General features: G+C 70.6%; 23 protein-coding genes. 14 read left to right on the top strand and 9 right to left on the bottom strand.

Annotated features, from left to right (window positions below):
• Positions 1-2: 2 nt before the first annotated feature.
• Entirely contained in the window at positions 3-764 is a 762-nt protein-coding gene (locus tag ACBJ32_RS19220) for an MOSC domain-containing protein (protein ID WP_375127881.1), read from the top strand.
• Between the two features lie 117 nt (positions 765-881).
• Here the strand turns inward: ACBJ32_RS19220 and ACBJ32_RS19215 are convergent, their stop codons facing one another.
• Positions 882-1,808: an ABC transporter substrate-binding protein gene (locus ACBJ32_RS19215; RefSeq protein WP_375127880.1), complete on the bottom strand. Its 927-nt coding sequence runs from the start codon at positions 1,806-1,808 to the stop codon at positions 882-884.
• Positions 1,809-2,017: 209 nt separating this feature from the next.
• Here ACBJ32_RS19215 and ACBJ32_RS19210 point away from each other — a divergent pair, with 209 nt between their 5' ends.
• The 7 genes from ACBJ32_RS19210 (at position 2,018) to ACBJ32_RS19180 (ending at position 10,531) form a co-directional block, all read left to right on the top strand.
• Positions 2,018-3,370, top strand: coding sequence for an ammonium transporter (locus tag ACBJ32_RS19210; protein ID WP_357875560.1), 1,353 nt, complete (start codon positions 2,018-2,020; stop codon positions 3,368-3,370).
• Complete coding sequence (locus ACBJ32_RS19205) at positions 3,367-3,705, top strand: P-II family nitrogen regulator (RefSeq protein ID WP_329583889.1); 339 nt, start codon at positions 3,367-3,369, stop codon at positions 3,703-3,705. The genes ACBJ32_RS19210 and ACBJ32_RS19205 overlap by 4 nt, the downstream gene beginning before the upstream one ends.
• A 106-nt stretch (positions 3,706-3,811) precedes the next feature.
• A complete protein-coding gene (locus tag ACBJ32_RS19200; protein ID WP_375127879.1) occupies positions 3,812-6,037 on the top strand; it encodes a [protein-PII] uridylyltransferase in 2,226 nt (741 codons plus the stop codon).
• Between the two features lie 222 nt (positions 6,038-6,259).
• Entirely contained in the window at positions 6,260-9,139 is a 2,880-nt protein-coding gene (locus tag ACBJ32_RS19195; protein WP_375127878.1) for a nitrate- and nitrite sensing domain-containing protein, read from the top strand.
• 21 nt (positions 9,140-9,160) lie between these two features.
• Complete coding sequence (locus tag ACBJ32_RS19190) at positions 9,161-9,583, top strand: roadblock/LC7 domain-containing protein (RefSeq protein ID WP_043616017.1); 423 nt, start codon at positions 9,161-9,163, stop codon at positions 9,581-9,583.
• Between the two features lie 26 nt (positions 9,584-9,609).
• A complete protein-coding gene (locus ACBJ32_RS19185; protein ID WP_148435086.1) occupies positions 9,610-9,972 on the top strand; it encodes a DUF742 domain-containing protein in 363 nt (120 codons plus the stop codon).
• On the top strand, positions 9,953-10,531 hold the full coding sequence (locus tag ACBJ32_RS19180) for an ATP/GTP-binding protein (RefSeq protein ID WP_357875554.1): 579 nt from the start codon (positions 9,953-9,955) through the stop codon (positions 10,529-10,531). Before ACBJ32_RS19185 ends, ACBJ32_RS19180 begins: the two co-directional genes overlap by 20 nt.
• A 149-nt stretch (positions 10,532-10,680) precedes the next feature.
• Here ACBJ32_RS19180 and ACBJ32_RS19175 read toward each other — a convergent pair whose 3' ends face one another.
• A complete protein-coding gene (locus tag ACBJ32_RS19175) occupies positions 10,681-11,457 on the bottom strand; it encodes a TetR/AcrR family transcriptional regulator (protein ID WP_375127877.1) in 777 nt (258 codons plus the stop codon).
• 79 nt (positions 11,458-11,536) lie between these two features.
• Here ACBJ32_RS19175 and ACBJ32_RS19170 point away from each other — a divergent pair, with 79 nt between their 5' ends.
• Both ACBJ32_RS19170 and ACBJ32_RS19165 read left to right on the top strand, forming a co-directional pair.
• A complete protein-coding gene (locus ACBJ32_RS19170; protein ID WP_375127876.1) occupies positions 11,537-12,475 on the top strand; it encodes an ATP-binding cassette domain-containing protein in 939 nt (312 codons plus the stop codon).
• Positions 12,472-13,290, top strand: coding sequence for an ABC transporter permease (locus ACBJ32_RS19165; protein WP_375127875.1), 819 nt, complete (start codon positions 12,472-12,474; stop codon positions 13,288-13,290). The genes ACBJ32_RS19170 and ACBJ32_RS19165 overlap by 4 nt, the downstream gene beginning before the upstream one ends.
• A gap of 5 nt (positions 13,291-13,295) precedes the next feature.
• Here ACBJ32_RS19165 and betA read toward each other — a convergent pair whose 3' ends face one another.
• Genes betA through ACBJ32_RS19140 form a run of 5 tightly spaced genes read right to left on the bottom strand, consistent with a single transcriptional unit; the run spans position 13,296 to position 19,816 of the window.
• On the bottom strand, positions 13,296-14,921 hold the full coding sequence (betA, locus tag ACBJ32_RS19160) for a choline dehydrogenase (RefSeq protein WP_375127874.1): 1,626 nt from the start codon (positions 14,919-14,921) through the stop codon (positions 13,296-13,298).
• The gene (locus tag ACBJ32_RS19155) at positions 14,918-15,829 is read right to left on the bottom strand and encodes an ABC transporter substrate-binding protein (RefSeq protein WP_375127873.1); all 912 of its coding nucleotides are present in this window, start codon (positions 15,827-15,829) and stop codon (positions 14,918-14,920) included. Before ACBJ32_RS19155 ends, betA begins: the two co-directional genes overlap by 4 nt.
• A gap of 56 nt (positions 15,830-15,885) precedes the next feature.
• Positions 15,886-16,866 carry an ABC transporter substrate-binding protein gene (locus ACBJ32_RS19150; protein WP_375127872.1) on the bottom strand — a complete coding sequence of 327 codons (981 nt, stop codon included), beginning with the start codon at positions 16,864-16,866 and terminating at the stop codon, positions 15,886-15,888.
• Complete coding sequence (locus tag ACBJ32_RS19145) at positions 16,863-18,779, bottom strand: ABC transporter permease (RefSeq protein ID WP_375127871.1); 1,917 nt, start codon at positions 18,777-18,779, stop codon at positions 16,863-16,865. The genes ACBJ32_RS19150 and ACBJ32_RS19145 overlap by 4 nt, the downstream gene beginning before the upstream one ends.
• Positions 18,776-19,816, bottom strand: coding sequence for a glycine betaine/L-proline ABC transporter ATP-binding protein (locus tag ACBJ32_RS19140; RefSeq protein WP_375127870.1), 1,041 nt, complete (start codon positions 19,814-19,816; stop codon positions 18,776-18,778). The genes ACBJ32_RS19145 and ACBJ32_RS19140 overlap by 4 nt, the downstream gene beginning before the upstream one ends.
• Positions 19,817-20,155: 339 nt before the next feature.
• On the opposite strand from ACBJ32_RS19140, the gene ACBJ32_RS19135 reads away from it, so the two are divergent.
• Genes ACBJ32_RS19135 through ACBJ32_RS19120 form a run of 4 tightly spaced genes read left to right on the top strand, consistent with a single transcriptional unit; the run spans position 20,156 to position 24,294 of the window.
• Positions 20,156-22,945, top strand: a complete 2,790-nt coding sequence (locus tag ACBJ32_RS19135; RefSeq protein WP_375127869.1) for a nitrate- and nitrite sensing domain-containing protein — start codon at positions 20,156-20,158, stop codon at positions 22,943-22,945.
• Positions 22,942-23,364, top strand: coding sequence for a roadblock/LC7 domain-containing protein (locus ACBJ32_RS19130; protein WP_357875536.1), 423 nt, complete (start codon positions 22,942-22,944; stop codon positions 23,362-23,364). Before ACBJ32_RS19135 ends, ACBJ32_RS19130 begins: the two co-directional genes overlap by 4 nt.
• Positions 23,365-23,378: 14 nt before the next feature.
• Complete coding sequence (locus ACBJ32_RS19125; RefSeq protein WP_185109501.1) at positions 23,379-23,747, top strand: DUF742 domain-containing protein; 369 nt, start codon at positions 23,379-23,381, stop codon at positions 23,745-23,747.
• Positions 23,728-24,294, top strand: coding sequence for an ATP/GTP-binding protein (locus ACBJ32_RS19120; protein WP_375127868.1), 567 nt, complete (start codon positions 23,728-23,730; stop codon positions 24,292-24,294). Before ACBJ32_RS19125 ends, ACBJ32_RS19120 begins: the two co-directional genes overlap by 20 nt.
• On the opposite strand, the gene ACBJ32_RS19115 is transcribed toward ACBJ32_RS19120, so the two are convergent.
• Both ACBJ32_RS19115 and ACBJ32_RS19110 read right to left on the bottom strand, forming a co-directional pair.
• A complete protein-coding gene (locus ACBJ32_RS19115) occupies positions 24,295-25,254 on the bottom strand; it encodes an SIS domain-containing protein (RefSeq protein ID WP_375127867.1) in 960 nt (319 codons plus the stop codon). It abuts the gene before it with no gap.
• Positions 25,251-26,147: a phosphotransferase gene (locus tag ACBJ32_RS19110; RefSeq protein ID WP_375127866.1), complete on the bottom strand. Its 897-nt coding sequence runs from the start codon at positions 26,145-26,147 to the stop codon at positions 25,251-25,253. Before ACBJ32_RS19110 ends, ACBJ32_RS19115 begins: the two co-directional genes overlap by 4 nt.
• Positions 26,148-26,210: the final 63 nt, after the last annotated feature.

Here is a 26,210-nt window from a genome sequence, read left to right as displayed (position 1 = left end):
GCATGCGGGTCGAGACACTGCGCCGTTATCCGGTCAAATCCATGCTGGGGGAAGAGGTCGCCGAGAGCCGGGTGACCGAGCGCGGGCTCGCCGGGGACCGGGCGCGGGCCGTGCTCGACGTCGCGACCGGGAAGATCGCCAGTGCCAAGAACCCCCGGCTCTGGCGCGGGCTGCTGACCATCGAGGGCGCGCGGGCGCCCGGCGACGCGGAGCTGTCGGAGCTGCTCGGCCGCGAGGTCCGGCTGATCGACGTGCCGCCGCAGGGCGCCGAGCTGGAGCGGTCGGTGCCGGAGCAGGTGCTGGCCGAGGGCATCGAGGCCGAGGTGCCGCACACCATCACCACGCTCGGGACGGGCTCCCCCGAGGGCACGTTCTTCGACTTCGCCCCGATCCACCTGATCACCACCTCCACCGTCGAGCGGATCGGCGCGCTCGGCCCGCGCGGGCACGTCGAGGCCCTCCGCTACCGGCCGAACCTGGTGATCGCGACGGAGCCGGAGGGCTTCGTGGAGAACGACTGGGTGGGACGGGAGCTGCACGTCGGCGAGGACGTGGTGCTGCACGTCATCGTGGCCAGCCCGCGCTGCGCGGTGCCGACGCTGGCGCACGGGGCGCTGGAGCGCGACCCCGACGCGTTGCGGACGGTGGCCAGGCACAACCGGGTGCCGGTGTTCGACCTGGCGCCGCAGGCCTGCGCGGGGGTGTACGCGCGGGTCCTGCGGCCCGGTGTCGTCAGGAAGGGCGACCCTGTACGGGTCGGCTGAGCGGCGCCGTCGTCAGGAGTCGGCTGAGCGGCGCCGTCGTCAGGAGTCGGCTGAGCGGCGCCGTCGTCAGGAGTCGGCTGAGCGGCGCCGTCGTCAGGATGGGCGGCCCGGCGCGGCTCAGGCGAGCGGCGTCAGGTGCTTGTCCAGGTCGTCGAGGATCTTGCCGGCGGCGGTGACGCCGATTCCCGTCATCCAGATCTCGTCGTCCACGTTGAAGGCATGCCCGGCCTTGACCGCCTTGAGGTTCTTCCACAGCGGCCCGGCGGTGACCTCGGCCTGCGACTTGGCCGCCGCCTCGCCGTACGCGGTGTAGAAGATCGCGTCGGCGTCGCCCTTCGCGATGTTCTCCTGGCTGATCTTGCCGAAGCGCTTGTCCTCCTGGTCGGCGAGCTGCTGCGCCTCCGGCCGCGGGATGCCCGCGTCGCCCAGCACGATGCCGCTGAACGACTCCGGGCCGTACAGGCGGATTTCGGTCGGCATGAAACGCACGATGCCGACCTGGAGCTTGGAGAACTTGGCGCCCACCTCCTTGGCCCGCGTCTCGTACCCGGACAGGAGCTGCTGCGCCTGGTCCTTCTTGCCCAGCGCCTCGGCGTCGAGCAGGAAGTTCTCCTTCCAGGTGATGCCGACCTTCTCGGTGAACACGGTCGGGGCGATCTTGGCGAGCTTGTCGTAGAACGCCGCCTGCCGGAACTTGGAGCCGAGGATGAGGTCGGGCTTGAGCGCCATGATGGCCTCGATGTTGAGCTGCTGGAGCGTGCCGACCGGCTTGGTGTTCGCCAGGGCGGAGCCGAGGTATTCGGGCCAGGTCTGGTTCTCCTGGGCCTGGGCCGCGCCGACGGGGGAGAGCCCGAGGGAGACCATGGTGTCGAGCTTGTCCGTGTCGAGCACGACGACGCGCTGCGGGGTCATGGGCACCTTGGTCTCGCCCATGGCGTGCTTCACGGTCCTGGTGGGACCGGCTTCCTGAGTGGTGGTCGAGGTCCCGCACGCGGTAAGCGCTAACACGGGGAGCATGGCGGCGATGGCCAGGCGGAGGCGCATGAGCATTCCTTGATCGCTTAGGTAAGGCAAGCCTAAGTATCGCATGTTCGGTTTGGCACAGCCAAAAACGGCTGTGTGAGAAGCCCGAAACGAACGTGAAACACCAGTGCGGCGAGATTCACGAATGTGAAACACGCCTGGTCGAGCCACGAAACCCCAGGCGAACACGCTGTGGCCACACGTCACATGTAAGAAGGAGGGTCGCTTCGATGATCGACAGCGGCACTACCGCCTGGATGCTGGTATGCACCGCCCTGGTGCTGCTGATGACTCCGGGCCTCGCGTTCTTCTACGGGGGTATGACCCGGGCCAAGAGCGTTCTCAACATGATGATGATGTCGTTCGTCGCCATCATCGTCGTGACGGTCGCCTGGGTGCTGTACGGCTACTCCCTCGCGTTCGATACGGCCGGCGAAGGCGGCGGTATCAACCAGATCATCGGAGGACTCGACTTCGTCGGTCTGAGCGGGGTCTTCAACGCCGTCTATGAGGGCTTGATCGTCGAGGGCGGGAACGTGACGGCCGAGGCCGCCGCCGCCGACAACTTCCCGCTGATGGTGTTCTCCGCCTTCCAGCTCACGTTCGCGATCATCACCGTCGCGCTGATCAGCGGCGCCATCGCCGACCGGGCCAAGTTCGGCGCGTGGGTGCTGTTCTCCCTCGTGTGGGCCACGGTGGTGTACTTCCCCGTCGCCCACTGGGTCTGGGGCGGCGGCTGGCTGACGCAGCTCGGCATCGAGGACTTCGCCGGCGGTACGGTCGTCCACATCAACGCCGGCGCCGCGGCCCTCGCGCTCGCGCTCGTCCTGGGCAAGCGCACGGGCTGGCGCAAGGAGCCCATGCGGCCGCACAACCTGACCCTGGTGCTGCTCGGCACCGGTCTGCTGTGGTTCGGCTGGTTCGGCTTCAACGCCGGCTCCGAGCTGGCCCCCGACCAGACCGCCGGTCTGGCCTTCATGAACACCCAGGTCGCCACGGCCGTCGCCGCCGGTGCCTGGCTCGTGGTGGAGAAGCTGCGCGACGGTCACGCGACCACGCTCGGCGTCGCCTCCGGCGCGGTGGCCGGTCTGGTCGCCATCACCCCGGCCTGCGGTTTCGTGGACCCGTGGGCGGCCGTGGTCATCGGCCTGCTCGCCGGTGTGGGCTGCGCCTACGCCGTGGGCCTGAAGTACAAGCTGGGCTTCGACGACTCCCTCGACGTGGTCGGCGTGCACCTGGTCGGCGGCGTCATCGGCGCGGTCGCGCTGGGCTTCGTCGCGGCCTACCCGTTCCTGCCCGGCCAGAACAAGGGCATCCTGATCGAGGGCGGGCAGATCAGCCAGCTCGGCCTCCAGGTGCTCGGCCCGGTCGCCGTCGGCGGCTACTCCTTCGTGATGTCCTGGGTCATCGGTAAGATCATCGACAAGACCATGGGCTTCCGCATCGCCCAGGAGGCCGAGGTCACCGGCGTCGACGTCTCCACCCACGCCGAGACCGGCTACGACCTCGGCACCGTTTACGCCTCGGGCGTGAGCTCCCCCAACGGTCCCGTCGCCCCGGCTGCAAAGAAGGTGGACGCATGAGGCTCATCACGGCGATCATCAAGCCCTTCAAGCTCGATGACGTGAAGGCCGCACTCGAACAGTTCGGCGTCAAGGGCATGACGGTCAGCGAGGCGAGCGGCTACGGCCGCCAGCGCGGCCACACCGAGGTCTACCGCGGCGCCGAGTACCAGGTGGACCTGGTGCCGAAGGTCCGGCTGGAGGTCCTCGCCGAAGAGGATGACGCCGAGGACGTGATCGACGTCATCGTCAAGGCCGCGCACACCGGCAAGATCGGTGACGGCAAGGTCTGGTCGGTGCCGGTCGACACCGTCATCCGGGTGCGCACCGGCGAACGGGGTCCGGAAGCCCTGTGAGGAACCTGGCCAAAGGCGTCCGGGTGAAGGTCTTCAGGGTTTCCATGGATCCGTGGCGAAGCCAGGACAACGGCGTCCTGGCGGAGCTCGGCAAGGGGGCACGACAGTGAGGGGAGAGGCCCGTTCGTACGCCGCGGCCCGCAAGGAGCGGACCACGGACACCGATCGCTGGCTCAAGGATCTCTTCCGCACGGCGAGCGACGGCGACCACGTCTCACTGGTCGCCGTCGGGAGCCTGGGAAGAGGGGAGCTGGCGCCCGGCAGCGACCTCGACCTGGTGCTGCTTCACAACGGCCGGGCCGACGTGGCCAGGATCGCCGACCGGATCTGGTACCCGATCTGGGACTCGGCGGTCAGCCTCGACCACTCCGTACGCACGGTGGAAGAGGCGGTCTCCGTCGCCCGGCAGGATCTCAAGGCCGTGCTGGGCCTCATCCAGGCCAGGCACGTGGCCGGCGACCCCGACCTGACCAGGAAGGCCAGGGAGGCGGTGCTGGCCGAATGGCGCGCCGACTCCCGGCGCAGGCTCGGCGAGCTGCGCGAGGCGGCCGACAAGCGGGCCCAGACCAGCGGCGAGCTGGCCTTCCTCCTGGAGCCCGACCTCAGGGACGGCCGCGGCGGGCTCCGCGACGTGCAGGCGATGCAGGCCGTGGCCGCCGCCTGGGTCGCCTCGGCGCCGGGGCCGCGGGCGCGGGAGGCGTACGAGTTCATCCTGGACGTGCGGCACGCGCTGCACGTCGTCACCGCCCGCGGCACCGACCGGCTGGTGCTGCAGGAGCAGGACGCGGTGGCCGGGCTGCTCGGCCTGCTGGACGCCGAGGCCCTGATGCGCAGGCTGGCCGAGGCCGGCCGGACCGTCTCCCACGCCTTCGACGCCACCTGGCGCACCGTTGACAGGCTGGTGTCAGGGCCCGCCCCGCGGGGCCGCCGCCCGCTGGCCGACGGCGTGGTCGAGCACGGCGGCGAGGTGGTGCTCGCCCGCGGGGTCGACCCGCGCAAGGACCCGGTCCTGGTGCTGCGTGCCGCCGCCGCGGCGGCCGACTCCGGGCTGCCGCTCGCGCCTGCCACGGTGTCCGTCCTGGCAGCTCAGTCGCCGCCGATGCCGGTGCCGTGGCCGGAGGAGGCGCGTGACGCGCTGGTGTCGATCCTCGGCGCCGGGCGTGCCGCCGTGCCCGTGTGGGAGGAGCTCGACCAGGCGGGCATCCTTGTCAAGCTGCTCCCTGACTGGGAGCGCGTGCGCCACCGCCCGCAGCGCAACCCGATCCACCGCTTCACCGTCGACCGTCACCTGATCGAGGCCGCCGCGAACGCGGCCAGCCACACCCGCGAGGTCTCCCGTCCCGACCTCCTGCTCATCGGAGCTCTGCTGCACGACGTGGGCAAGGGCTGGCCGGGCGACCATTCGGCGACCGGCGAGGTCGTCGTGCGCGACATCGCCACCCGGATCGGCCTGCCGCCGCACGACGTCGAGACGCTGGCCACCGTCGTACGCCACCACCTGCTGCTGCCCGAGACCGCCACGCGCAGGGACCTCGACGACCCCGTCACGATCGAGAAGGTCGCCGCGACCGTCGGCTCGCGGGAGGTGCTCGACCTGCTGGCCGCGCTGGCGGTCGCCGACGGCAACGCGACCGGCCCCGCGGCCTGGAACAGCTGGAAGGCCGGCCTGGTCGCCGACCTGGTGCGCCGGGTCAGGTCCGTGCTGGCGGGCTCGCCGCCGCCCAAGCCGCCCACGCTCTCGTCCGAGCAGGCCGCGCTGGCCCGCCACGGCGGCGGCGCCGTGCGCGTGAACGGGGGAGCGGTCACGGTCGTCGCGCCCGACCGGGTGGGCCTGCTGTGGAGCGCCGCCGGCGTGCTGTCCGCGCACCGGCTCGTCGTGCGCTCCGCCTCGTCCGCCTCCGCCGGCTCGACGGCGGTGATCGAGTTCTCGGTCATCCCCGAGTACGGGTCCCCTCCCGACCCCGCGACGCTGGAGTCCGACCTGCGCCTGGTCCTTGCTGGGCGTCTTGACATCGAGCAACGGCTGGCCCGCCGTAGCCGGTCGGTGCGGCCGCCTCGCGTACCCGTGGCGCCACCTCGGGTGACACTGGTCGACGACGCCTCCGCGACCGCCACTGTGGTGGAAGTCAGGGCCCATGACAGGCCGGGGCTCCTGTGGCGGATCGGACGGGCGTTCGGCGAGTGCGGTCTTGACGTGAGAGCCGCTCGCGTAGAGACTCTCGGCGCGGAGGCGGTGGACGTCTTCTATGTTGTGGACCGCGCTGGTCGCCCCCTCAGCGACGAAGCGCAGAGGGCTCAAGTCCGCGATCAAGTCCTTGCCGCACTGCGATAACCAACAGCACACAACTACCGGTCACGTTTGTAACGATTGTGTCCGATATGCCTGTTAAGTCAGTTGCTGCGGATACTTTGTGGACGGCTTATGACCCGTTGCGGACGGGACGAATGAGGGGTAGCGGGAGCGGTGACTACGGGGAATTCGGGCGGTGGCCCAGCCGTGCGGCAGGACCGCGGCAAGCGGTCGCTGTCGCGGCTGGGCCTGAGAAACTGGCGCGTGAGGTGGCGTCTCACGGCGCTCATCCTGGTGCCCACCATCGCCGCCGTCGTGCTCGGGGGAACACGAGTGGTGGAGTCGGTCCAGAGCATCGACGTCTACGACCGCACCGCCACGGCGGCGGAGCAGGCAGGCCGCATCCGGGACCTCGTGCAGGCACTCGGCCTGGAGCGTGACACCGGAGGCTGGATCGGCGCCAACCGCGCGATGCGCAAGCAGCTCGCCGCCGACTACACCCAGCGCAAGGCCGCCGTCGACACGCTGGTCAAGACCGTACGCGCCGACCTCGACGCCATGGACGACTCCTACGGCCCGCGCGTGGTCAGAGCCGCCTCCCAGGCGAGGTACGACCTGAGCCGCCTGTCGAAGATCAGGACCGAGGGCCAGACCGAGACCATCCGGTACAACTTCCTCACCGACACCCTGCTCAACCTGCACGACGAGCTCGCCCTGCTGACGGACGACTCCCAGATCGTCGGCCAGTTCCGCGCCCTGAGCGCGCTGGCGTCGGCCAAGGAGGAGATGTCGCGCCAGCGCGTCCAGCTCATCCAGAACTCCTACACCCCCAACAGCGCGGACGCCAAGGACGTCGAGCAGTTCATCGCCTCCAACGCCCGCCAGCAGGCCGACATCGCCTCCGTCGGCGCCGAGGCCGGCGTCGACGTGGGCCTGAAGCTGTCCAAGGGGCTGACCTCCAAGCAGGAGTACGTCAGCGTCCAGCTCACCAAGGCCCGCGCGGTCGCGCTGGTCAGCGGCCGGGCGCCCGGCGCCCGCATCACCGACAACCTCATCTCCGCCAGGGCGGAACGCGAGGACTGGTTCAACAACAACACCGCCTCCATCGAGGTGCTGCAGGGCATCGAGAAGGACCTGGCGGGACGGGTGAGCCTGCGCAGCCAGGAGCTGCGCTCCGCCGAGACCCGCAACGCGATCATCGCGGGGTCCCTGATCGTGGCGCTGCTGATCGTCGTCCTGCTCCTCACCGTCGCCATCGCCCGCTCCATGGTCGGCCCGCTGCGCCGGCTGCGTACCGAGGCGCTGGAGGTCGCCGGCTTCCGGCTGCCCGACGTGGTGCGCCAGCTGCGCGTCAGCGGTGACACGAGCGTGCGCGACGTGGCGCCCATCGAGGTCGAGGGCAACGACGAGATCGGCGACGTGGCCCGGGCCTTCGACCAGGTGCACCGGCAGGCCGTACGCCTGGCGGGCGAGGAGGCCGAGCTGCGCAGCAACATCAGCTCGATGTTCGTCAACCTCTCGCGCCGCACGCAGACGCTGGTCGAGCGGCAGATCTCGCTGATCGACGGCCTGGAGAAGGGCGAGGAGGACGGCCGCAGGCTGGCCGACCTGTTCAAGCTCGACCACCTGGCCACCCGCATGCGCCGCAACTCCGAGAACCTCCTGGTCCTGGCCGGCCACGAGGCCACCCGCCGGCGCAGCCAGCCGGCCAAGCTGGTCGACGTCGTGCGCGCCGCGCTGTCGGAGGTCGAGGGTTACGAGCGCGTCCAGGTGAAGGTGCACCGCGCCACGTCCGTGCTCGGCAGCTGCGCCAACGACCTGGTCCACCTGGTCGCCGAGCTGGTCGAGAACGCCATCCAGTTCTCCCCGAGCAACTCCCAGGTCACGGTCACCAGCGCGCTCATCGAGGGCGGCGGCGCGCTGCTGTCGGTCAGCGACACCGGCATCAGCATGACCGAGGACGAGCTGGCCGAGGCCAACCGCCGCCTGGCCGAGCCGCCCGTGGTCGACGTGTCGGTCTCCCGGCGCATGGGCCTGTTCGTGGTCGGCCGCCTGGCGCTGCGCCACGGCATCCGGGTGCAGCTGCGCAAGGGCGAGGGCGCCGGCCTGATCGCCATGGTGCTGCTGCCGCCCGCGCTGATCGCCGACGGGACGCAGCAGCCGCTGCCGCAGCGGCCGGCGTTCGGCGGCGGCACCGTGCCCAGCCAGCCCGCGGCGCCTCTCGGGCCGTCCGCGCCGAACGGGTCGTTCCGGTCGTTCGCCAGCTTCGACTCCTTCGACGCGGGACCTGCCAGGCAGGGACCGCCGGAGAACGGCAGGCCTCGGCACGCCGGACCGCCTTCGGACGGGCCCGGCACCTTCGGCAGCGGCGCGCCGGCGCAGGGCACAGGAGCCTTCAACAGCGGCACGTTCGACAGCGGCCCCGCCAGGCGCGAACCGCGCTCGTACGACAGCACGCCCGGCATGCCCCGGCCGGGGCAGTTCAACTCCGACCCCGGCAGGGCGGGCGTCAACGGCTTCACCGCGGACACCGACGGCGGCTCCTACCGCAGGCAGCACGCCGCGCAGGACCCCGGTTCCTACCCTTCGTTCCCGAGCGCGCCTTCCTACCCCTCTGGTAATGGTGCGTTCCAGACGCCGCCCCCGGCGTACCCGACGAACGACGTACGGCAGCCGGAGCCGGCGCCGTCGGTGGACGTGTCGCCCCTGGAGCAGGAGCAGGAGGAGTTCCTGCCGATCTTCGCCTCGGTGGAGTCGGCATGGTTCCGCAGGCCACAGGGCGAGGCCGGGCAGCAGCGGGCGGGCGCGGAGGAACCTGGTGGTGAGTCAGGCCCCGCGCAAGCCGTACCCTCTGGGGAGGAAGCCTGGCGAACGGCCGCGGATGCCGGATGGCAGGCGGCGGCCAAAGCCAGCGAGCCCAGCCTCGGCGGCATCACCGCCGCCGGGCTCCCCAAGCGGACCCCGAAGGCCAACCTGGTGCCGGGCACGGCGAGCCAGCCCGCGCAGCCGCAACAGCAGCCGCAGCGGCAGGCACCGATGCCCCCGGTCTCAGCGGACCGGATGCGCAGCAGGATGGCCAGCTACCAGCAGGGTGTCCGACGGGGTCGTCAGGAAGTACGTGGACAGGAGGAACGAAGTGAGTAAGCGTCCCGCCGGGGAGGATGCGTGACAACCCTTAGCCACGAGGCGCACAGGTTCGACTGGCTGATCACCGACTTCGTACGCAACACGCCCGGAGTCGCGCATGCCGTCGTGGTCTCGGCGGACGGGCTCTGCCTGGCCGCGTCGGAGGGTTTCCCTCCGGACCGGGCCGACCAGCTCGCCGCGGTCTCCGCGGGTCTGCTGAGCCTGACCGTGGGTGCGTCCAGGGTGTTCGAGGGCGGTGCGGTGACGCAGACCGTCGTGGAGATGCAGCGCGGCCTGCTGCTGGTCATGGCGATCAGCGACGGCTCCGTGCTGACGGTTCTGGCGGGTCCGGATTGTGACATGGGTCTGGTGGCGTATCAGATGACGTTGCTGGTAGACAGGGCTGGACAGGCGCTCACGCCGGCCCTGCGCGCGGAGCTGCAGGCCGCCAGGACCCGGTGATGTGATGGAACTGATGGGAGAGGGCCGTGTACGGCGCTGACGGAACCGGGGACGAAGAGCCCCTGTTCCGTCCTTACGCGGTGACGGGCGGCAGATCGGAGCCGCGCTATCACCTCGCGATGGAGACGTTGATCTCGTCGATGTCGATCCCGGACGACGAGATGGCCATGCTCACCCCCGAGCAGGAGGCCATCATGCAGCTTTGCAGGTCGTTCCGGTCGGTCGCCGAGATCTCGGCCCTGCTCCGCGTCCCGCTGGGCGTGGCCAGGGTGCTCGTGGCGGACATGTCCGACGAAGGGCTCGTCCGTCTGCACCAGCCACGCCTCAGCCAGGGACAGCCAGACCTCAACATGCTCGAAAGGGTGCTCAGTGGACTACGCAGGCTCTAGCGCCGGGCTCACGTCGACGAAGATCGTCGTCGCCGGTGGCTTCGGCGTCGGGAAGACGACGTTCGTGGGGGCGGTGTCCGAGATCCTCCCGCTCACCACGGAAGCGGTCATGACCGACGCGTCCGCGGGCATCGACGACCTCGGTCTGACTCCGCACAAGCAGACCACGACCGTGGCGATGGACTTCGGCAGGCTGTCGCTCGACCGTGACCTGATCCTGTACCTGTTCGGCACGCCCGGTCAGCACCGGTTCTGGTTCATGTGGGACGACCTGGTGCGGGGTGCGATCGGCGCGGTGGTGCTGCTCGACACCCGCCGCCTGGCCGACAGCTTCCCGGCGATCGACTACTTCGAAGAGGCCAAGCTGCCGTTCGTCATCGGGGTGAACGGCTGGGACGGGCAGTTCCCGCACTCCGACGACGAGGTCAGGGAGGCGCTCGCGCTGTCGCCGCACGTGCCGATCGTGCGTACGGACGCCCGTAACCGCGAGTCGGTCAAGTCGACGCTGATCTCGCTGGTCGAGCACGTCGTACGCCTGCGCGCCACCGCCGTCCACTAGCTCGCCGCCCAGGGCGCCTCCTCCAGGGCGCCTCCTCCAGGGAGTCGAGCACCGCTGCTCCTCCTGGTAGGCGAAGCGGGCCTCCAGCTCCGCGGCGATGCGGCCGAGCGTCGCCGGGCCGGGGGCTGCTTGCCCGCGCGCGGGCGTCGTCAGGCCGAGGAGTCCTTGCGGCGCCTGTCGACCAGGGCCTCGATGCCGTCGAGCACGCGCTGCAGCCCGAACTCGAAGGCGTGCTCCGGGCTGTAGGCCGCGTTGAGCGCCTCGCCCGCGGCCTGCCCGACGCGGGAGGCCGTGGGATAGCGGGCGGCGTCGGCGATCCGGCTGAGGAAGGGCGCGTGCGCGGCCCACCACTGCTCGTCGCTGATCCCCGTCATGCGCTCCGCCTGCGCGGCCTCCACCGCGCCCCTGGCGGTGCCGTGCACGAAGCCGGTGATCAGCGCGATCACCGAGTCCATCTCCAGGTCCGACAGGCCGATGCCGTCGACCGCGCGCAGCTCGTAGTCGTACTTGGCCGTGACGTTGGGCCCGAGCACCGGCCGGTTGGCCGCCACCTGCAGCAGCCACGGATGGCGCAGGTAGAGCGCCCAGTTCTCCCTGGCGATCTGCTCCAGCCTGCCCCGCCAGCCGCCCGGCACGTCGTCCGGCCTGGCGGTCTCGCCGTAGACCGCGTCGAGCATCACGTCGAACAGCTCCGGCTTGCCCGGCACGTACGTGTAGAGCGACATCGTCCCGACCCCGAGCCGCTCGGCCACGCGGCGCATGGACAGCGCCTGCAACCCTTCGGCGTCGGCCACCTCGATGGCGGCGCGCACGATGCGGTCCACGCTCAGCTCCGGCTTGCCCTTGCGGCTGGCGCGCTCGCTGGTGCGCCAGAGCAGCGCGAGGCTGCGGGCGGGGTCGCCCTTCCCCGAGTACTCAACTGTCACCTTTGTACGGTACACCGTACGGTTGCCATCGTGGCCCGTATTCTGTACGGTACGGCGTACGATTCGAGAGGGTGACACCATGACAGCGGTACTCGCGCAGGGATTGCGCAAGACGTACGGCGAGCAGGCGGCGCTGGACGGCATCGATCTGGACGTGCGCCGCGGCACGGTCCACGGCCTGCTCGGCCCCAACGGGGCGGGCAAGACGACGACCGTGCGCATCCTGACCACGCTGCTGCGGCCGTCGGGCGGGCGCGCGGAGGTGGCCGGGTTCGACGTGACCACCCAGCCCCGCCAGGTGCGCCGCACCATCGGCCTGGTCGGCCAGCACGCGGCGGTGGACGAGCTGCTGACAGGGCGGCAGAACCTGGAGCTGTTCGGCCGCCTCTACCACCTGAGCGCGGCCGAGGCCCGCGCGCGGGCGGCCGAGCTGCTGGAGCAGTTCGGCCTGGAGCACCAGGGGCCGGCCAAGGAGTACTCGGGAGGCATGCGCCGCCGGCTCGACCTGGCGGCCGGCCTGATCCTGGCGCCGCCCGTGCTCTTCCTCGACGAGCCGACGACGGGCCTCGACCCGCGCAGCCGGGCGGAGATCTGGCGCGCGGTGCGCGAGCTGGTCTCCGGCGGCACCACGGTGCTGCTGACCACCCAGTACCTGGAGGAGGCCGACCAGCTCGCGGACCGCATCTCGGTCATCGACGCCGGCCAGGTGGTGGCCGAGGGCACCCCGGACGAGCTCAAGGCCAAGCTCGGCGGCGACCGGCTCGACGTGGTCGTCCACGACCCGGAGCTGCTGACGTCGGCCGCCGAGATCATCGGCCGGGTGGCGTCGGGGCCCGCCGAGGTCGATCGCGACACCCGGCACGTGAGCGCGCCGGTGAGCGAGCGCGTGCAGGCGCTCACGGAGGTCCTGGCCGCCCTGGCGGCGGCCGGGATCGAGGCCGAGGACGTGGCGGTGCGCCGCCCGACCCTCGACGAAGTCTTCCTCAACCTGACCGATGCCGGAGGTGGCTCCCGATGACCGCGGTGACCTTGACGGAAGGCCCGCTCACGCGGCTGCGCTGGGCGCTGGCGGACGGCTGGACGGTCGCCCGCCGCGACCTGATCCACTGGGCGAACCAGCCCATGACGGTGGTGTTCGGGATCGTCTTCCCCGTCATCATCACCCTCGCCTTCGGCTACCTGTTCGGCGGCGCGGTACGGGTGCCCGAGGGCGCGGACTACTTCGCCTTCCTCATGCCCGGCATGTACGGCATGACGATGCTGTTCGGCCTGAGCGCCACCATGGTCGCCGTCACCACCGACGCCTCCAAGGGCGTCACCGACCGCTTCCGCTCCATGCCCATGGCCCCGTCGGCCGTCCTCATCGGCCGCGCGATCGCCGACCTGCTCAACTCGGTCCTCGTCCTGGCCGGCCTGCTGGCCTGCGGCCTGGCGGTCGGCTGGCGCCCGGCCACGCTCTCCGGCGCGCTCGGCGCGGTGGGCCTGCTGCTGCTCCTGCGCTTCTCCCTGCTGTGGGCCGGGATCTACCTGGGCCTGCTGACCAGGGACCCGGGCGGCGTGGTGGCGATCCAGACCCTGGAGTTCCCGATCGGCTTCCTGTCCAACGCCTTCGTGGCACCCTCCACCATGCCGGGCTGGCTGGGGGCGCTGTCGGAGTGGAACCCGCTGTCGTCCACGGTGGCGGCGGCCAGGGAGCTGTTCGGGAACCCGGGGTGGGGCGGTGACTCGTGGGTGGCCCAGCACGCGGTCCTGATGGCGGTGGTGTGGCCGGCGGTGATCACGGTCGTGTTCTTCGTGCTCTCGGTACGGCTCTACCAGCGCCTGGACCGCTGAGCGGGTCACCGGTGCCGGTAGAACTCCACCGGCTCAGGAGGCAGCGGGGTGTTGCCGAGGATGAGGTCGGCGGACTTCTCGGCGAGCATCATGACCGGCGCGTAGATGTTGCCGTTCGTCACGTACGGCATCGCCGACGCGTCCACCACGCGCAGCCCGTCGAGGCCGTGCACCCGCATCGTGTCCGGATCCACCACGGCCGTCTCGCCGGTGCCCATCTTGCAGGTGCACGACGGGTGGAGTGCGGTCTCGCCGTCCCTGGCGACCCAGGCCAGGATCTCCTCGTCCGTCTGGACCGACGGGCCGGGTGAGAGCTCGCCCCCGTCCAGGCCGGCCCACGCCGGCTGCGACAGGATCCGCCTGGCGTGCCTGATCGCCTCCACCCACTCCCGGCGGTCCTGCTCGGTGGACAGGTAGTTGAAGCGGAGCGCGGGCTTGCGGCGCGGGTCGGCGGAGGTGACGCGGACCGAGCCGCGGGCGTCGGAGTACATCGGCCCGATGTGCACCTGGTAGCCGTGCCCGCCCGCCGGGGCGGAGCCGTCGTAGCGGACGGCGATCGGCAGGAAGTGGAACATCAGGTTCGGGTACGCCACGTCGTCGTTGGAGCGGATGAAGCCCCCGGCCTCGAAGTGGTTGGTGGCACCCGGGCCGCGGCGCAGGAAGAGCCAGTTCGCGCCGATGAAGGGGCGGCGCCACATGGCCAGGGAGGGCTGCTGGGAGACCGGCCGCGTGCAGGCGTGCTGGACGTAGACCTCCAGATGGTCCTGGAGGTTCTCGCCGACGCCCGGCAGGTCGTGCACGACGTCGATGCCCAGGGGCTCCAGGAGCGCGCGCGGGCCCACGCCGGAGAGCTGGAGGAGTTGCGGGGTGTTGATGGCGCCGCCGCAGAGGATGACCTCCCCGGCGTCGACGCGCCGGCCGTCGCAGATCACGCCGACCGCGCGGGCGCCGTCGAAGAGCACCTTCTCCACCAAGGCCCGGGTCCTGACCTTCAGGTTGGGGCGGCGGCGTACGGGGTGGAGGTAGGCGCGGGCGGCGCTGAGGCGGCGGCCGCGGTGGATGGTGCGGTCGAAGGCGGCGAAGCCCTCCTGGCGGTAGCCGTTGACGTCGTCGGTCAGCGGGTGACCGGCCTGCTGGACCGCCTCGAAGAACGCCTCGAACAGCGGCCCGCGCGCGGGCCCGCGCTCCAGCTTGAGCGGTCCTTCACCGCCGCGGAAGGCGGTGCCCGGGTCGGCCAGGCAGTCCTCCATGCGCTTGAAGTAGGGCAGGCAGTGCGCGTAGTCCCAGTGCTTCATGCCGGGATCGGCGGCCCAGCGCTCGTAGTCGAGCGGGTTGCCGCGCTGGAAGATCATGCCGTTGATGCTGCTGGAGCCGCCCAGGACCTTGCCGCGGGCGTGGTAGACGCGCCGGCCGTCCATGTGCGGCTCGGGCTCCGACTCGTACTTCCAGTCGTAGAACCGGCTGCCGATCGGGAACATCAGCGCCGCCGGCATGTGGATGAACACGTCCCACGGGTAGTCGGGCCGGCCCGCCTCCAGCACCAGCACCGACGTCGAAGGATCGGCGCTCAGCCGGTTGGCCAGGGCACAGCCGGCCGAGCCGCCGCCCACGATGACGAAGTCGAACCTCAACGGGGGATCCAGTCCTTCCACACGATCTTGTTCTCCGCCACCCACCGCTCGGCGGCGTCCTCGGCGCTCATCTTCTCGTTGATCATGTCGCTGGCCACGGCGTTCTGGTCGTCGTTGGTCCAGGTGAAGTTGCGCACCAGCTCGTACGCCTGCCCGCCCCGCTCCGCGAACCGCCGGCTGACGATCTTGTCCAGCAGGTACGGCGGGTAGTCGCAGGCCACCTTGGCCGGATCGTCGTCGCAGCCCACGGCGTAGGCCGGGAGCGCCACCTTGACGAGCCTGACCTTGGTGAACAGCCATTGCGGTTCGTAGAAATACATGAGCAGCGGTGTCCGATTCTTCGTCGCCGCCTGGGCCGCTTTGATCAGCGCGGCCTCGCTGCCCGAGTAGATGACCTTGTAATTGAGCTTGAGGTTCTTGACGAGGGCCTCGTCATTCGTCACGAATGTCGGATCACCGTCCAGGACTTGTCCGGCATTTCCGGTTTTTTCGGTCCGGAAGAGAGGGGCGTACTTATTGAGGTTTCGGTAGTCCGTAATGTCGGGGTACTTTTTGGCCATCCACTCCGGCACGTACCAGCCGATCACCCCTTTGTTGCCGGTGAGCCCGGCCGACAGCGCCACCTTCTTCTCTTCGATGTACTCCTTCTTCCAGTCGTTGTGACCCCAGCTTTCGACGATCACATCGACCTTGCCGGTCTCGAAATCCCGCCAGGACTGGTCCTCTTTCACGGCCCGCTTGTTGACCTTGTAGCCGAGCTCCTGCTCCAGCAGGTACGCCAGCACGGCGGCCTGGGCCTCGTACCCGACCCAGGCGTGGATGTCGATGTTGACCGTGCCCTTGGCCTGGGCCGTGGACTCCGGCTCGCCGCTGGAGCAGGCCGCCAGGAGCAGGGTCACGACGAGCATCCCCGGGAGCGTCTTGGCGCGCGGCCCCGCCGGGCGGGGCCGCGGTGGGGAGGGGATCACTTCGGGATCCAGGCCTGCCACTTGGCGGTGTTGGCCTCCACCCACTTCTTGGCGGCCTCCTCGCCGGTCATGCCGTTGTTGGTCATGTCGTCGGCGACGGCGTTCTGGTCCTCGTTGGTCCAGCTGAAGTTCTTGACCAGCTCGTACGCCTTGCCGCCGGTCTGCGCGAACTTCGTGCTCACGATCTTGTCGAGGTCCATCTCCGGGTAGTCGCAGGCCACCTTCTTGGGGTCGGCGTCGCAGCCCTCGGTGTAGGCGGGCAGGTTGACCCGGACCAGGTCGGTCTTGCTGAACAGCCAGTGCGGGTCCCAGAAGTAGAACAGCAGCGGCTTCTTCTGCTCCTGCGCCTGCTGGGCGCCCTTGATCAGGGCCGCCTCGCTGCCGCCGACGACGACCTTGTAGTTCAGCTTGAGGTTCTTGATCAGGGCTTCCTCGTTGCTGACGTACGACGGGTCGCCGAACAGGAGCTGGCCCTTGTCGCCCGACTCGGAGGTCTTGAACAGGTCGGCGTACTTGTTGAGGTTCTTGTAGTCGGTGATGTCGGGGTGCTCGTCGGCCATCCACTTGGGGATGTACCAGCCGATGACGCCCTTGTTGCCGGTGGAGCCCGCCACCTGCGCGACCTTCTTCTCGTCGATGAACTGCTTCTTCAGGTCGGGGTGACCCCAGTTCTCGATGATGACGTCCACGTCGCCGGTCTCGAAGCCCTCCCAGGCGAGCTGCTCCTTGATCTCGGGCAGTTCGACGGTGTAGCCTAGCTCGTTCTCCAGCAGGTACGCCACGACGTTCGCGCTGGCCTCGTACCCCACCCAGGGGTTGATCGCGATCTTCACGGTGCCGGCGGAGCCCGACGCGGAGGCGGTGGACCCGGAGGCGGGGGCGGAGGTGCCGGATGTGCTGGTGTCGACCGTGGCCCCGCCACAGCCCACGGCGGCGAGTCCAAGCGCGACGAGGCCTGCGAGCAGGCGAATCTTCATGTGAACTTCCTCTTTCGGGGGGAAGGACGCCTGTCGGCGCCCTGCGTGATGCGGTCGAGCATGACTCCGAGGAGCACGGTCGCGACGCCCGCGACGAAGCCCATGCCGAAGTCGGTGCGCTGGGAGAACCCCGTGACCACGTCGTAGCCGAGGGCCCCCGCCCCGACCAGGCCGCCGACGACCACCATGGCCAGCGTCATCACGATGCCCTGGTTGGCCGCCAGCAGGATGGCCTGCCTGGCCATCGGGAGCTGCACCTTCCACAGGAGCTGGCCCGGGGTGGACCCGGCGGAGACGGCCGCCTCCACGACCGTGGCGGGCACGGCCTTGATGCCGTCCTCGACCAGGCGCACCACCGGCGGCACCGCGTAGATGACGGAGGCGAAGATCGCGGTGAACCTGGTCGTCTCGAACAGCGCCAGCGCGGGCAGCAGGTACACGAACGCGGGCATGGTCTGCGCGGCGTCGAGCAGGGGCCGCTGGACGGCCGAGTAGCGCGGCGAGCGGGCGGCGGCCACCCCCAGCAGCAGGCCGATGACGAGCGTGACCAGCACCGCGACGGCGACCGTGCTCATCGTCTGCATGGTGTGCTCCCACACGCCGAGCAGCGCGATCGCCAGCAGGCAGGCCAGCGCGGTGAGCGCGGGACGCACGCCGCTGACGCGCCAGGCGACGGCCAGCACGGCCAGCGCGACCAGCCACCACGGCGCCGAGGTGAGCAGCGACTCCAGCGGGTTGAGCAGGAGGTGGGAGGTCGTGTCCTTGATCCACGCGGTCACCGTGAACCAGTTGTCCTCGGCCCACCGCACGACGTCGTTGACCTCGGTGACCAGGTTGATCGTGAGGCTCTCCGGCCAGAGCCTGGGCAGGACGGGGATGAGCGCCAGCCCGGCGACGGCCAGCACGCCCGCTCCGGCGAGGTCGGCCCGCCGCAGCCTGGCGTGCGGGTCGCGGCGCGCCACCGCCATCATCATCCGGTCGAGCACCACCGCCATGATCACGACGGCGACGCCGGCCGGCAGCATGATGCCGACCTGCGCCCTGGACAGGCCGCGGATGATGTCGCCGCCCAGCCCGGGCGCCGAGATGAGGTTCGCGATGACGACCATGGACAGCGCCATCATGATCGTCTGGTTGATCGCCAGCGCCATCGTGGACCTGGCCAGCGGCAGGTAGACCTTGAACAGCGTCTGCCGCCGCGTGGCGCCCAGCGAGGCGGACGCCTCGACCGCCGTGGGGGAGACCTCCGAGATGGCCAGGGCCGTGATGCGGATGGCCGGCGGGATCGAGTAGATCATCGTCGCGATGGCCCCGGCGGGCGCCCCGATGTGGAAGAACAGGGCGAGCGGCGCCAGGTACGCGAACGTCGGCATGATCTGCATGACGTCCAGCACCGGGGTGATCGTGCGGCGCACGCGGGCGGAGAGCCCGGCCCAGACGCCGACCGGGATCCCGATCGCCAGCGACAGCAGCACCGCCACCGCGACCAGGGCCAGCGTGTCCACGCTCGACTCCCACAGCCCCAGCGCGCCGAACGCGCTCACGCCCCCGACCGCCAGCAGCGCGATCCGCCAGCCGCCCGCGAGCCAGGCCAGCGCGCCCATGACGCCGGTGATGCCGGGCCAGCCGAGCGCGTACAGGACGGTCTCGAACAGCGTGTAGAGGGAGCCCACGAAGAGCCGGACGTAGTTGAGGAAGTACAGGAAGAGCGGGTTGTCGTTGCGGTGGTCGTCGATCCACTCGCGCAGCTCCGTGACGGCCAGGAACTGCGGCGCCTCCTTGTCGTGCGGCAGCGTCCCCGTGCCCTGGAAGACCAGGTACGCCGCCACGAACAGCACCGCCACCCCAGCCGGCGCCGCCCACCTCGGCAACCCCGCGAGCCGGGAGGGCGACGGCACGGCCGTGCTGCTCATGCGGCGGCCTGTCCCGACAGGAAGGCGAGCAGGTCCACCCGGTCCACCACGCCCACCAGCTCGTCGCCGTCCACCACCCTGATCGGCCGGGACGAGGAGGAGGCCACGCCGATGGCGTCCCTGATCACGGTGGTGGCCGGTAACGAGGGCCCGTCGAGCGGCTCGCCCGGCTCGGGGTCGCGGCTGATCCAGCGCAGGGTCAGCACGTGACTCCTGGGCACGTCGCGCACGAAGTCGGCCACGTAGTCGTCGGCCGGCGCGCCCACCAGCTCCTCGGCCGTGCCGAGCTGCACGATCGAGCCGCCCCGCATGATCGCGATGCGTTCGCCCAGCTTGAGCGCCTCGGACAGGTCGTGCGTGATGAACACCATCGTCTTGCCGACTTCCCGGTGCAGCCGGATGACCTCGGCCTGCATGTCGCGCCTGATCAGCGGGTCGAGCGCGCTGAACGGCTCGTCGAACAGCATCACCTCGGGCTCCACGGCCAGCGCCCTGGCCAGGCCCACCCGCTGCTGCATGCCGCCGGAGAGCTGGTCGGGGTAGGCGTCGGCGTAGCCGTCGAGGCCGACGAGCGTGAGGATCTCCGCCGCCCGCGCGTGCCTGGCCTGCTTGGCGGTGCCCTGGATCTCCAGCCCGTACGCGACGTTGTCGATGACCTTGCGGTGCGGCAGCAGGCCGAAGTGCTGGAAGACCATGCTGACCTGGTGGCGGCGGATCTCGCGGAGGCGGGCGGGGGAGGCGGCCCTGATGTCCTCGCCACCGATCCTGATCTCGCCGGCGCTCGGCTCGATGAGCCTGGTCAGGCAGCGGACGAGGGTGGACTTGCCGCTGCCGGACAGGCCCATGACGACGAAGACCTCGCCGGGGCGTACCTCGAAGCTGACGTCACGGACGGCGGCGGTGCAGCCGGTCTTCTCCCTCAGCGCGGCGGGTTCGAGGTGTCTGTCCTCGCTGTCCAGCACTTTCTGTGGTTTGGAGCCGAAGATCTTCCACAGGCCCGCAACGGTGATTGCCGCGTTGTCGGGAGAAACTCCCACACTCGCCTCCTCGCTTGACGTCGCTCAACATATGTCGCCAATGGCGAGATTCTCAACGCCGTGACTGTCAAGAGATCGGGGAGCGTCAACCGTGTTACCCGATTGGAACGCGCTAAACGCCCATAAGTGGACATTTATTCTGTTAAAGGTTTATTTCGTGCCGGGGATGCTTCCGGCGTGGAGCGCCAGGTTCTATCCTCAGGAGTCACGCGAACCAACATTTGTCGCGTTATGTTCGCTTGGCCACGAGCCATAGCATGTGTTCAAATAACCGGCACTTGCTGATTTCCCCCAGGACACAGACTCCTTAAATACGCCGATTCGGGCGAGGTGCGTTCGGTGAGTACAGAGCTGGGCGTCAAGCAGGCCAGCGAGAGCCGCTGGCGGCTGCGTAATTGGCGTGTCCGAGCGCGGCTCGTCGCCCTCATCATGGTGCCGACCGCGGCGGCCGTGCTGCTGGGCGGGATCCAGGTGCTCGCCTCGACGTCCGCGGCCTCCGACTACGCCCGCACCAACCAGTTCGCGCGGCTCTCCGCCGAGCTCGGGGGCCTGACCCACCTGGTCTCCGGCGAGCGGGCCAAGACCGCCTGGTACATCGCCCGCAACCGGCCGGCCGACGGGCTGTCCGAGGTGCGGGCCCAGATGGACCAGGTGGACCTGGCGGCCAGGACGGTACGCGGCATCGCCGGGCAGCTCATGACCGAGTCGAGCGGCCGTACCGCCGACCAGCTCGAGAACCTGCTCAACCGCCTCGATGACCTGGGCTCGCTGCGCAAGCAGGCCCTGGAGGCCAACCTGCTGCCCGGCCCGGCCGTCGAGCTCTACACCACCGTGGTCAGCGACCTGCTCTCCGTCCACAACGAGCTGGTCAAGGGCAGCGTGGACGACGAGCTGTTCCGCCAGACCAGCATGCTCGACGGGCTCGCCCGCGCCAAGGAGAGCGTCTCCTACCAGCAGGCGCTGGTCACCGTCGTGCTCGTCGAGGGCGCCTTCGACCAGGACCAGCTCAAGCGCTTCCTCGGCGAGCAGTCCGTGGAGGCCACCGAGCGCAAGGGCTTCGCCGCCGAGGCCACCGCGGAGGAGCGGCGCCTGTTCGACGAGACCGTCAACGGCAGATCCGCCGACCGCATGCTGTTCCTGCGCGAGCTGGTGCTGATCAGAGCCACCAAGGGGCTGCCGCTGCGCGGGCTCGACCAGGCCCGCGGCGACGACGCCAAGGAGTGGTTCGACGCGGCGAACGTGGTCGTCGACTCCATGCGCAAGGTCGAGGAGCGCCAGGCCCGGGACATCGTGACCCGCAGCGAGGCGCTCAGCGCCGACGAGCGCGGGCGGGCGTTCCTGACCGCGGGCGCCGTGCTCGCCCTGCTCGTCGCCATCCTGCTGATCACCACCGGCGTGGCCAGGTCGCTCGTCCGGCCGCTGCGTCGCCTGCGCGGCGAGGCCCTGGAGATCGCGGGCCGCCGGCTGCCCGAGTTCGTGCAGCACCTGCGGGAGTCGCGCGACGGCGAGGTCACCGCGGAGGTGCCGCCGATCGGGATCTTCTCCAAGGACGAGGTGGGCGAGGTCGCCCGCGCCTTCGACGAGGTGCACCGCGAGGCCGTACGGCTGGCGGGCGACGAGGCCACGCTGCGCTCCAACGTCAACGCCATGTTCGTCAACCTGTCCAGGCGCAGCCAGACGCTGGTCGAGCGGCAGCTCACGCTGATCGAGAAGCTGGAGAAGGGCGAGCGCGACGACGCCCGGCTCGGCGACCTGTTCAAGCTCGACCACCTGGCCACCCGCATGCGCCGCAACAGCGAGAACCTCCTCGTCCTGGCCGGCCAGGAGGCGGCGCGCAAGTGGAGCGAGCCGGTCGAGCTGATGGACATCGTCCGGGCCGCGCTCGGCGAGGTCGAGAGCTACGACCGGGTCAGCATCCAGGTCCAGTCCGACGTCGCCATCGCCGGGCAGGCCGTCACCGACGTGGTGCACCTGCTGGCCGAGCTGGTCGAGAACGCCGTGTCGTTCTCCTCCCGCGACACCAAGGTGATCATCTCCAGCAGCCGGATCGACGGCGGCAGCCTGATGTTGTCGGTCACCGACCACGGCATCGGCATGGCGCAGGACGAGCTGGCCGAGGCCAACTGGCGGCTGGCCAACCCGCCCGTCGTGGACGTGTCGGTGTCGCGGCGGATGGGGCTGTTCGTGGTCGGGCGGCTGGCGCTGCGGCACAACATCCGGGTGCAGCTCAGGCGGCAGGACATCGGCGGGCTGACCGCCATGGTGCTGATCCCGCCGATGTTGCTGACCGCGGTGCCGGGGGCGAACCCGCGGGTGCAGGTGCCGCGGCAGGGGAGCGGGGGCGCGTACGGGCCGCAGGACGGGCCGCAGGACGGGTCGCTGGACGTGCCGCGGCCGGGCTCCGTGCTCCGGCCGCCGTCCGGGCCGCTGCCGGGGACCCATCCCGGACCGCCGTCCGGGGCGCCGTCGGGGCCGCTGCCCGGGTCGCCGTCCGGAGTGCCGTCAGGGGCGCCGTCTTTCGAATCCGGCGGGTATCCGTCAGAGGGGCCGTCCTTCGAGCCCGGCGGGTATCCGTCCTTCGTCACCGGCGGAGGGCCGTCGTCCGGTCACCCGTCGTTCGACACCGTGCCGCCCGCGCCCGAGCCGTCGTCCTGGTTCAGCTCGGCCCGCACGCCCCCGGCCGAGCAGCCGCCCGCGGGCGCGCCCCGGGATCCGGGCCCGCCGTTCCCCGACCTGGCCACCCCCAGCACGTCGTTCCCCGCTCCGCCCGGCGCGCCGTCCCCGGCCGCCGGTGACGAGTACCTGCCGATCTTCGCCTCGGTCGAGGAGGGCAACTGGTTCAGCAAGCCCGCGCCCACCGCCGACCACCGCGACACCGCCTGGACCACCCCGGCCGACCAGGCCTGGCAGGCCGCCGACGCGACGGCCGAGCCCGCCAGGAACGGCACCACGAGCTCGGGCTTGCCCAAGCGCACTCCGCGAGCGAACCTGGTACCGGGCAGCGCGAGCCCGCAGCCGCCGCCACCCGTTCCCGGGCTGCCGGTGTCCCCCGACCGTCTCCGCAGCAGGCTGGCCAGCTACCAGCAGGGCGTGCGCAAGGGCCGCGCCGAGCTCGAGGAGGACTCATGAAGGAGCTGAGCCAGGCCGCCAGGGACGTCAACTGGCTGGTCAGCGGCTTCGTCGAGGAGGTTCCCGGCGTGGCGCACGCCGTCGTCGTCTCCGCCGACGGCCTGCCCATGGCGTACTCCAGAGGCTTCCCCAAGGACCGCGCCGACCAGCTCGCCGCCATCGCGGCCGGGCTGGTGAGCCTGACCGGGGGCGCGGCGCGGGTGTTCGAGGGCGGAGGGGTCACCCAGACCCTCATCGAGATGGAGCGCGGCCTGGTGCTGGTGATGTCGATCAGCGACGGGTCCTGCCTCGCGGTGCTGGCCGCACCCGACTGCGACATGGGCCTGGTCGCGTACCAGATGACGATCCTGGTCGAGCGCGCGGGGCAGGTGCTCACACCTGCCGTACGGGCGGAGCTCTCCGCCACGCGCCAGTGGTGAGTGGGGAGTGAACCATGGCATCGTGGCACAACGGTGAGCAGGAGCCCGAGCGAAGTTCGCTCGTCCGGATGTACGCCGTCACCGGCGGCCGCACCACTCCGCGTACGGAGCTGGCCATGGAGGCCCTGGTGTCGTCGGCGACCTCGGCGCAGCTCGGCACCACGTACGCGCGCGAGTACCGGGCGATCAGCGAGCTGTGCCGGCAGGTGCGCTCGGTGGCGGAGATCTCCGCGCTGCTCAGCGTCCCCCTCGGCGTGGCGAGGGTGCTGGTCGCCGACATGGAGGCGGACGGGCTGGTCAAGGTGTACCAGCCGCAGCTCGAGGCGGGGCTGCCCGACAGGGGACTGCTCGAAAGGGTGCTGAGTGGACTTCGCAGGCTCTAGCCGGCTCACCTCCACGAAGATCGTCGTGGCGGGCGGGTTCGGCGTGGGGAAGACCACGTTCGTGGGCTCCGTCTCCGAGATCATGCCGCTGACCACCGAGGCGGTGATGACCGACGCCTCGCACGGCATCGACGACCTCGGGCACACCCCCGGCAAGACCACCACCACCGTGGCCATGGACTTCGGCCGGCTCTCGCTCGACCAGGATCTGATCCTCTACCTGTTCGGCACGCCCGGGCAGCAGCGGTTCTGGTTCATGTGGGACGACATCGTGCGCGGGGCCATCGGGGCCGTGGTGCTGGTCGACTCGCGGCGGCTGGCCGACAGCTTCCCCGCCGTGGACTACTTCGAGGACTCCGGGATCCCGTTCGTGATCGGGCTGAACGGCTGGGACGGCGAGTTCCCGCACGTCGAGAGCGAGGTGCGGGAGGCGCTCACGCTCTCCTCGCACGTGCCGATCGTCCGTACGGACGCGCGTGCGCGGCAGGCCGTCAAGAACACCCTGATCACGCTGGTCGAGCACGCGCTGACCGTGCGGTCGTACTGATTACTGTCCCGACCACCAGTAGGCGGCCACCAGCTCGGCCACCAGCGTCTCCGTGAGCAGGGCGACGTCCGGGTCGTCGTCGCCCGCGTACCGGATCGCGGCCGTCGCGTCCCGCACCTCGGGGCCCACGGTGATCACTGTCGAGCCGCGCTGACGCACCCAGTCCATGGCCTGGGCGTCGTAGCGGGAGCCGGGGAAGAGCAGCGCGCGGTAGTCGAGCGTCTTGGTGAGGTACACGTCCACGTGCGACCAGTCGCCGCTCTCGCAGGCGTCGGCCGGGCGGCGCGGGCCCTCGCGGAACATCAGCGCCGACTGCTCCGCCGACGACAGCCGCTCGGCGGGGGCGATCGTGTAGACGCCGTCCGGGCCGTCGAGCAGCTCCATCGCCAGGGGGAGCCACTCGTCCCTGCGGTCCAGCAGGTCGGCCGAGGCCTTCGCGGCCCGTTCGAGCAGGGCGGGCAGGTCGCTCGTGCGGCCCGTCAGCCTGGACTCCAGGGCGAGGAGGAGGGCCAGCGTGTGCTGGAACGTCCGGCACGCGACGCCGCCGCGCTCCTCGCCCGCCCGCATGTCGACCACCAGGTCGGCGGCCTCGGCGAGCGGGGAGCCCGGCTGGTTGGTGAGGGCCGCCAGGTAGGCGGGGCCGCCCGCGTACCTGGCCGTGGCGTCGAGGGTCTCCCTGCTGGTGCCGGTGGCCGAGATCGGGATGACCAGGGTGCCTTCCGCGTTCGGGAGGCTTGCCGCGGCGGAGGCGTACTCGGCGTGCGCGTTGACCCCGGCGGTGCGCAGGCGCAGGGCCGCTACGCCGGCGGCGTAGCGGGAGCTGCCCATGCCGAGGAACAGGACGCGGTCGATGCGCTCCGGGAGCTCGCGGAACGGGTCCCCGGTGCGGAGCTCGTCGGCCAGGGCCGCCAGGTGCTCCGGCTTGGACTCCAGGTCGGAGAGGTAGAGCTCAGAATTCACGCGATGTTCTCCTTGCGGGGTTCTTCTCCGTACCAGGTGTGCAGGACGCCCATGGGGGCGTAGCGCCAGCGGGGGAGGTGGCGGGCGGCGTAGATCAGCTCGCGGCACTCCTGCTCCACCTCGAACGGGCGGATCAGGGTCTCGTCCAGCAGCTCCGGTCTGTTCCTCGCCGCCAGGCGGGACCGGTACGCGGCCAGGAAGCCTTGGCGGGCCGTTCTCGCCCATCGGGCGGCGTGCGCGGGCGGGGTGGATCTTCTCTTGATCGCCACCTGGGCCACGTGGTCGAGGCTGGTGGTGAGCTGGGCGACGTCGCGGGCCGCCGGCTGGTGGGGGTCGGCGTCGGTGACCGTGGGGTTGCCGTCGAAGTCGATGACGGCGTAGCCGTCCCGCCACTGGAGGATCTGGCCCACGTGGAGGTCGCCGTGGATGCGGATCAGGGGGCTGGTGATGCCGGCTTCCAGGGCTGCCAGCTCCTGGCGCATGGTGTCCGCCCTGGTGGCCAGCCACTCGCCGTCGTCGCCTTCGGTCAGCGCCAGCGCTTCGGCCAGCGCCTCGTACGCCCTGGCCGCCGTACGGCTGCCCGCCGCACCGCCGGCCGTGCTCGTGATCGGCAGGGTGGACAGGGCCAGGTGCAGGTCGGCGGTGAGGCGGCCGAGCTCCGTGGCGAAGGAGGCGGAACCGGCCGCGGCCTCGTCCACGCACCACTCCCAGCCGTCCCTGGCCTCGGGCAGGTAGCCGGTGATCAAGGCCAGGAGGTGCTCGCGGCCCTCCAGCACGCCCGTCAGGGCCGCGTAGGGAGGCGCGGTGTCGTTGAATCCTGAATCAACGAGGTGCGCGAAGATCTCGGGGGTGGGATGGGGGAGCGGGACGGGCGGGGTGAGCCACTTGACCACGACGCGCTCCCCGACCACCACCGAGTAGTTCGTCTGGTCGACGTGTGATCCGAAATCCCGTTC

Source organism: Nonomuraea sp. GTA35 (genome assembly GCF_041950525.1).
Taxonomy (GTDB): Bacteria; Actinomycetota; Actinomycetes; order Streptosporangiales; family Streptosporangiaceae; genus Nonomuraea.
Note: the sequence above shows the minus strand (reverse complement) of the source record. Positions and strands in the feature narration are given on the sequence as shown.

Excerpts from the sequence above, each read along its gene's own strand:
- ACBJ32_RS19145 (WP_375127871.1), bottom strand. The coding sequence starts at position 18,779 with ATGAGCAGCACGGCCGTGCCGTCGCCCTCCCGGCTCGCGGGGTTGCCG.
- ACBJ32_RS19125 (WP_185109501.1), top strand. The coding sequence starts at position 23,379 with ATGGCATCGTGGCACAACGGTGAGCAGGAGCCCGAGCGAAGTTCGCTC.
- ACBJ32_RS19210 (WP_357875560.1), top strand. The coding sequence starts at position 2,018 with ATGATCGACAGCGGCACTACCGCCTGGATGCTGGTATGCACCGCCCTG.
- ACBJ32_RS19205 (WP_329583889.1), top strand. The coding sequence starts at position 3,367 with ATGAGGCTCATCACGGCGATCATCAAGCCCTTCAAGCTCGATGACGTG.
- ACBJ32_RS19215 (WP_375127880.1), bottom strand. The coding sequence starts at position 1,808 with ATGCGCCTCCGCCTGGCCATCGCCGCCATGCTCCCCGTGTTAGCGCTT.
- ACBJ32_RS19165 (WP_375127875.1), top strand. The coding sequence starts at position 12,472 with ATGACCGCGGTGACCTTGACGGAAGGCCCGCTCACGCGGCTGCGCTGG.
- ACBJ32_RS19155 (WP_375127873.1), bottom strand. The coding sequence starts at position 15,829 with ATGCTCGTCGTGACCCTGCTCCTGGCGGCCTGCTCCAGCGGCGAGCCG.
- ACBJ32_RS19170 (WP_375127876.1), top strand. The coding sequence starts at position 11,537 with ATGACAGCGGTACTCGCGCAGGGATTGCGCAAGACGTACGGCGAGCAG.
- ACBJ32_RS19130 (WP_357875536.1), top strand. The coding sequence starts at position 22,942 with ATGAAGGAGCTGAGCCAGGCCGCCAGGGACGTCAACTGGCTGGTCAGC.
- ACBJ32_RS19220 (WP_375127881.1), top strand. The coding sequence starts at position 3 with ATGCGGGTCGAGACACTGCGCCGTTATCCGGTCAAATCCATGCTGGGG.
- ACBJ32_RS19150 (WP_375127872.1), bottom strand. The coding sequence starts at position 16,866 with ATGAAGATTCGCCTGCTCGCAGGCCTCGTCGCGCTTGGACTCGCCGCC.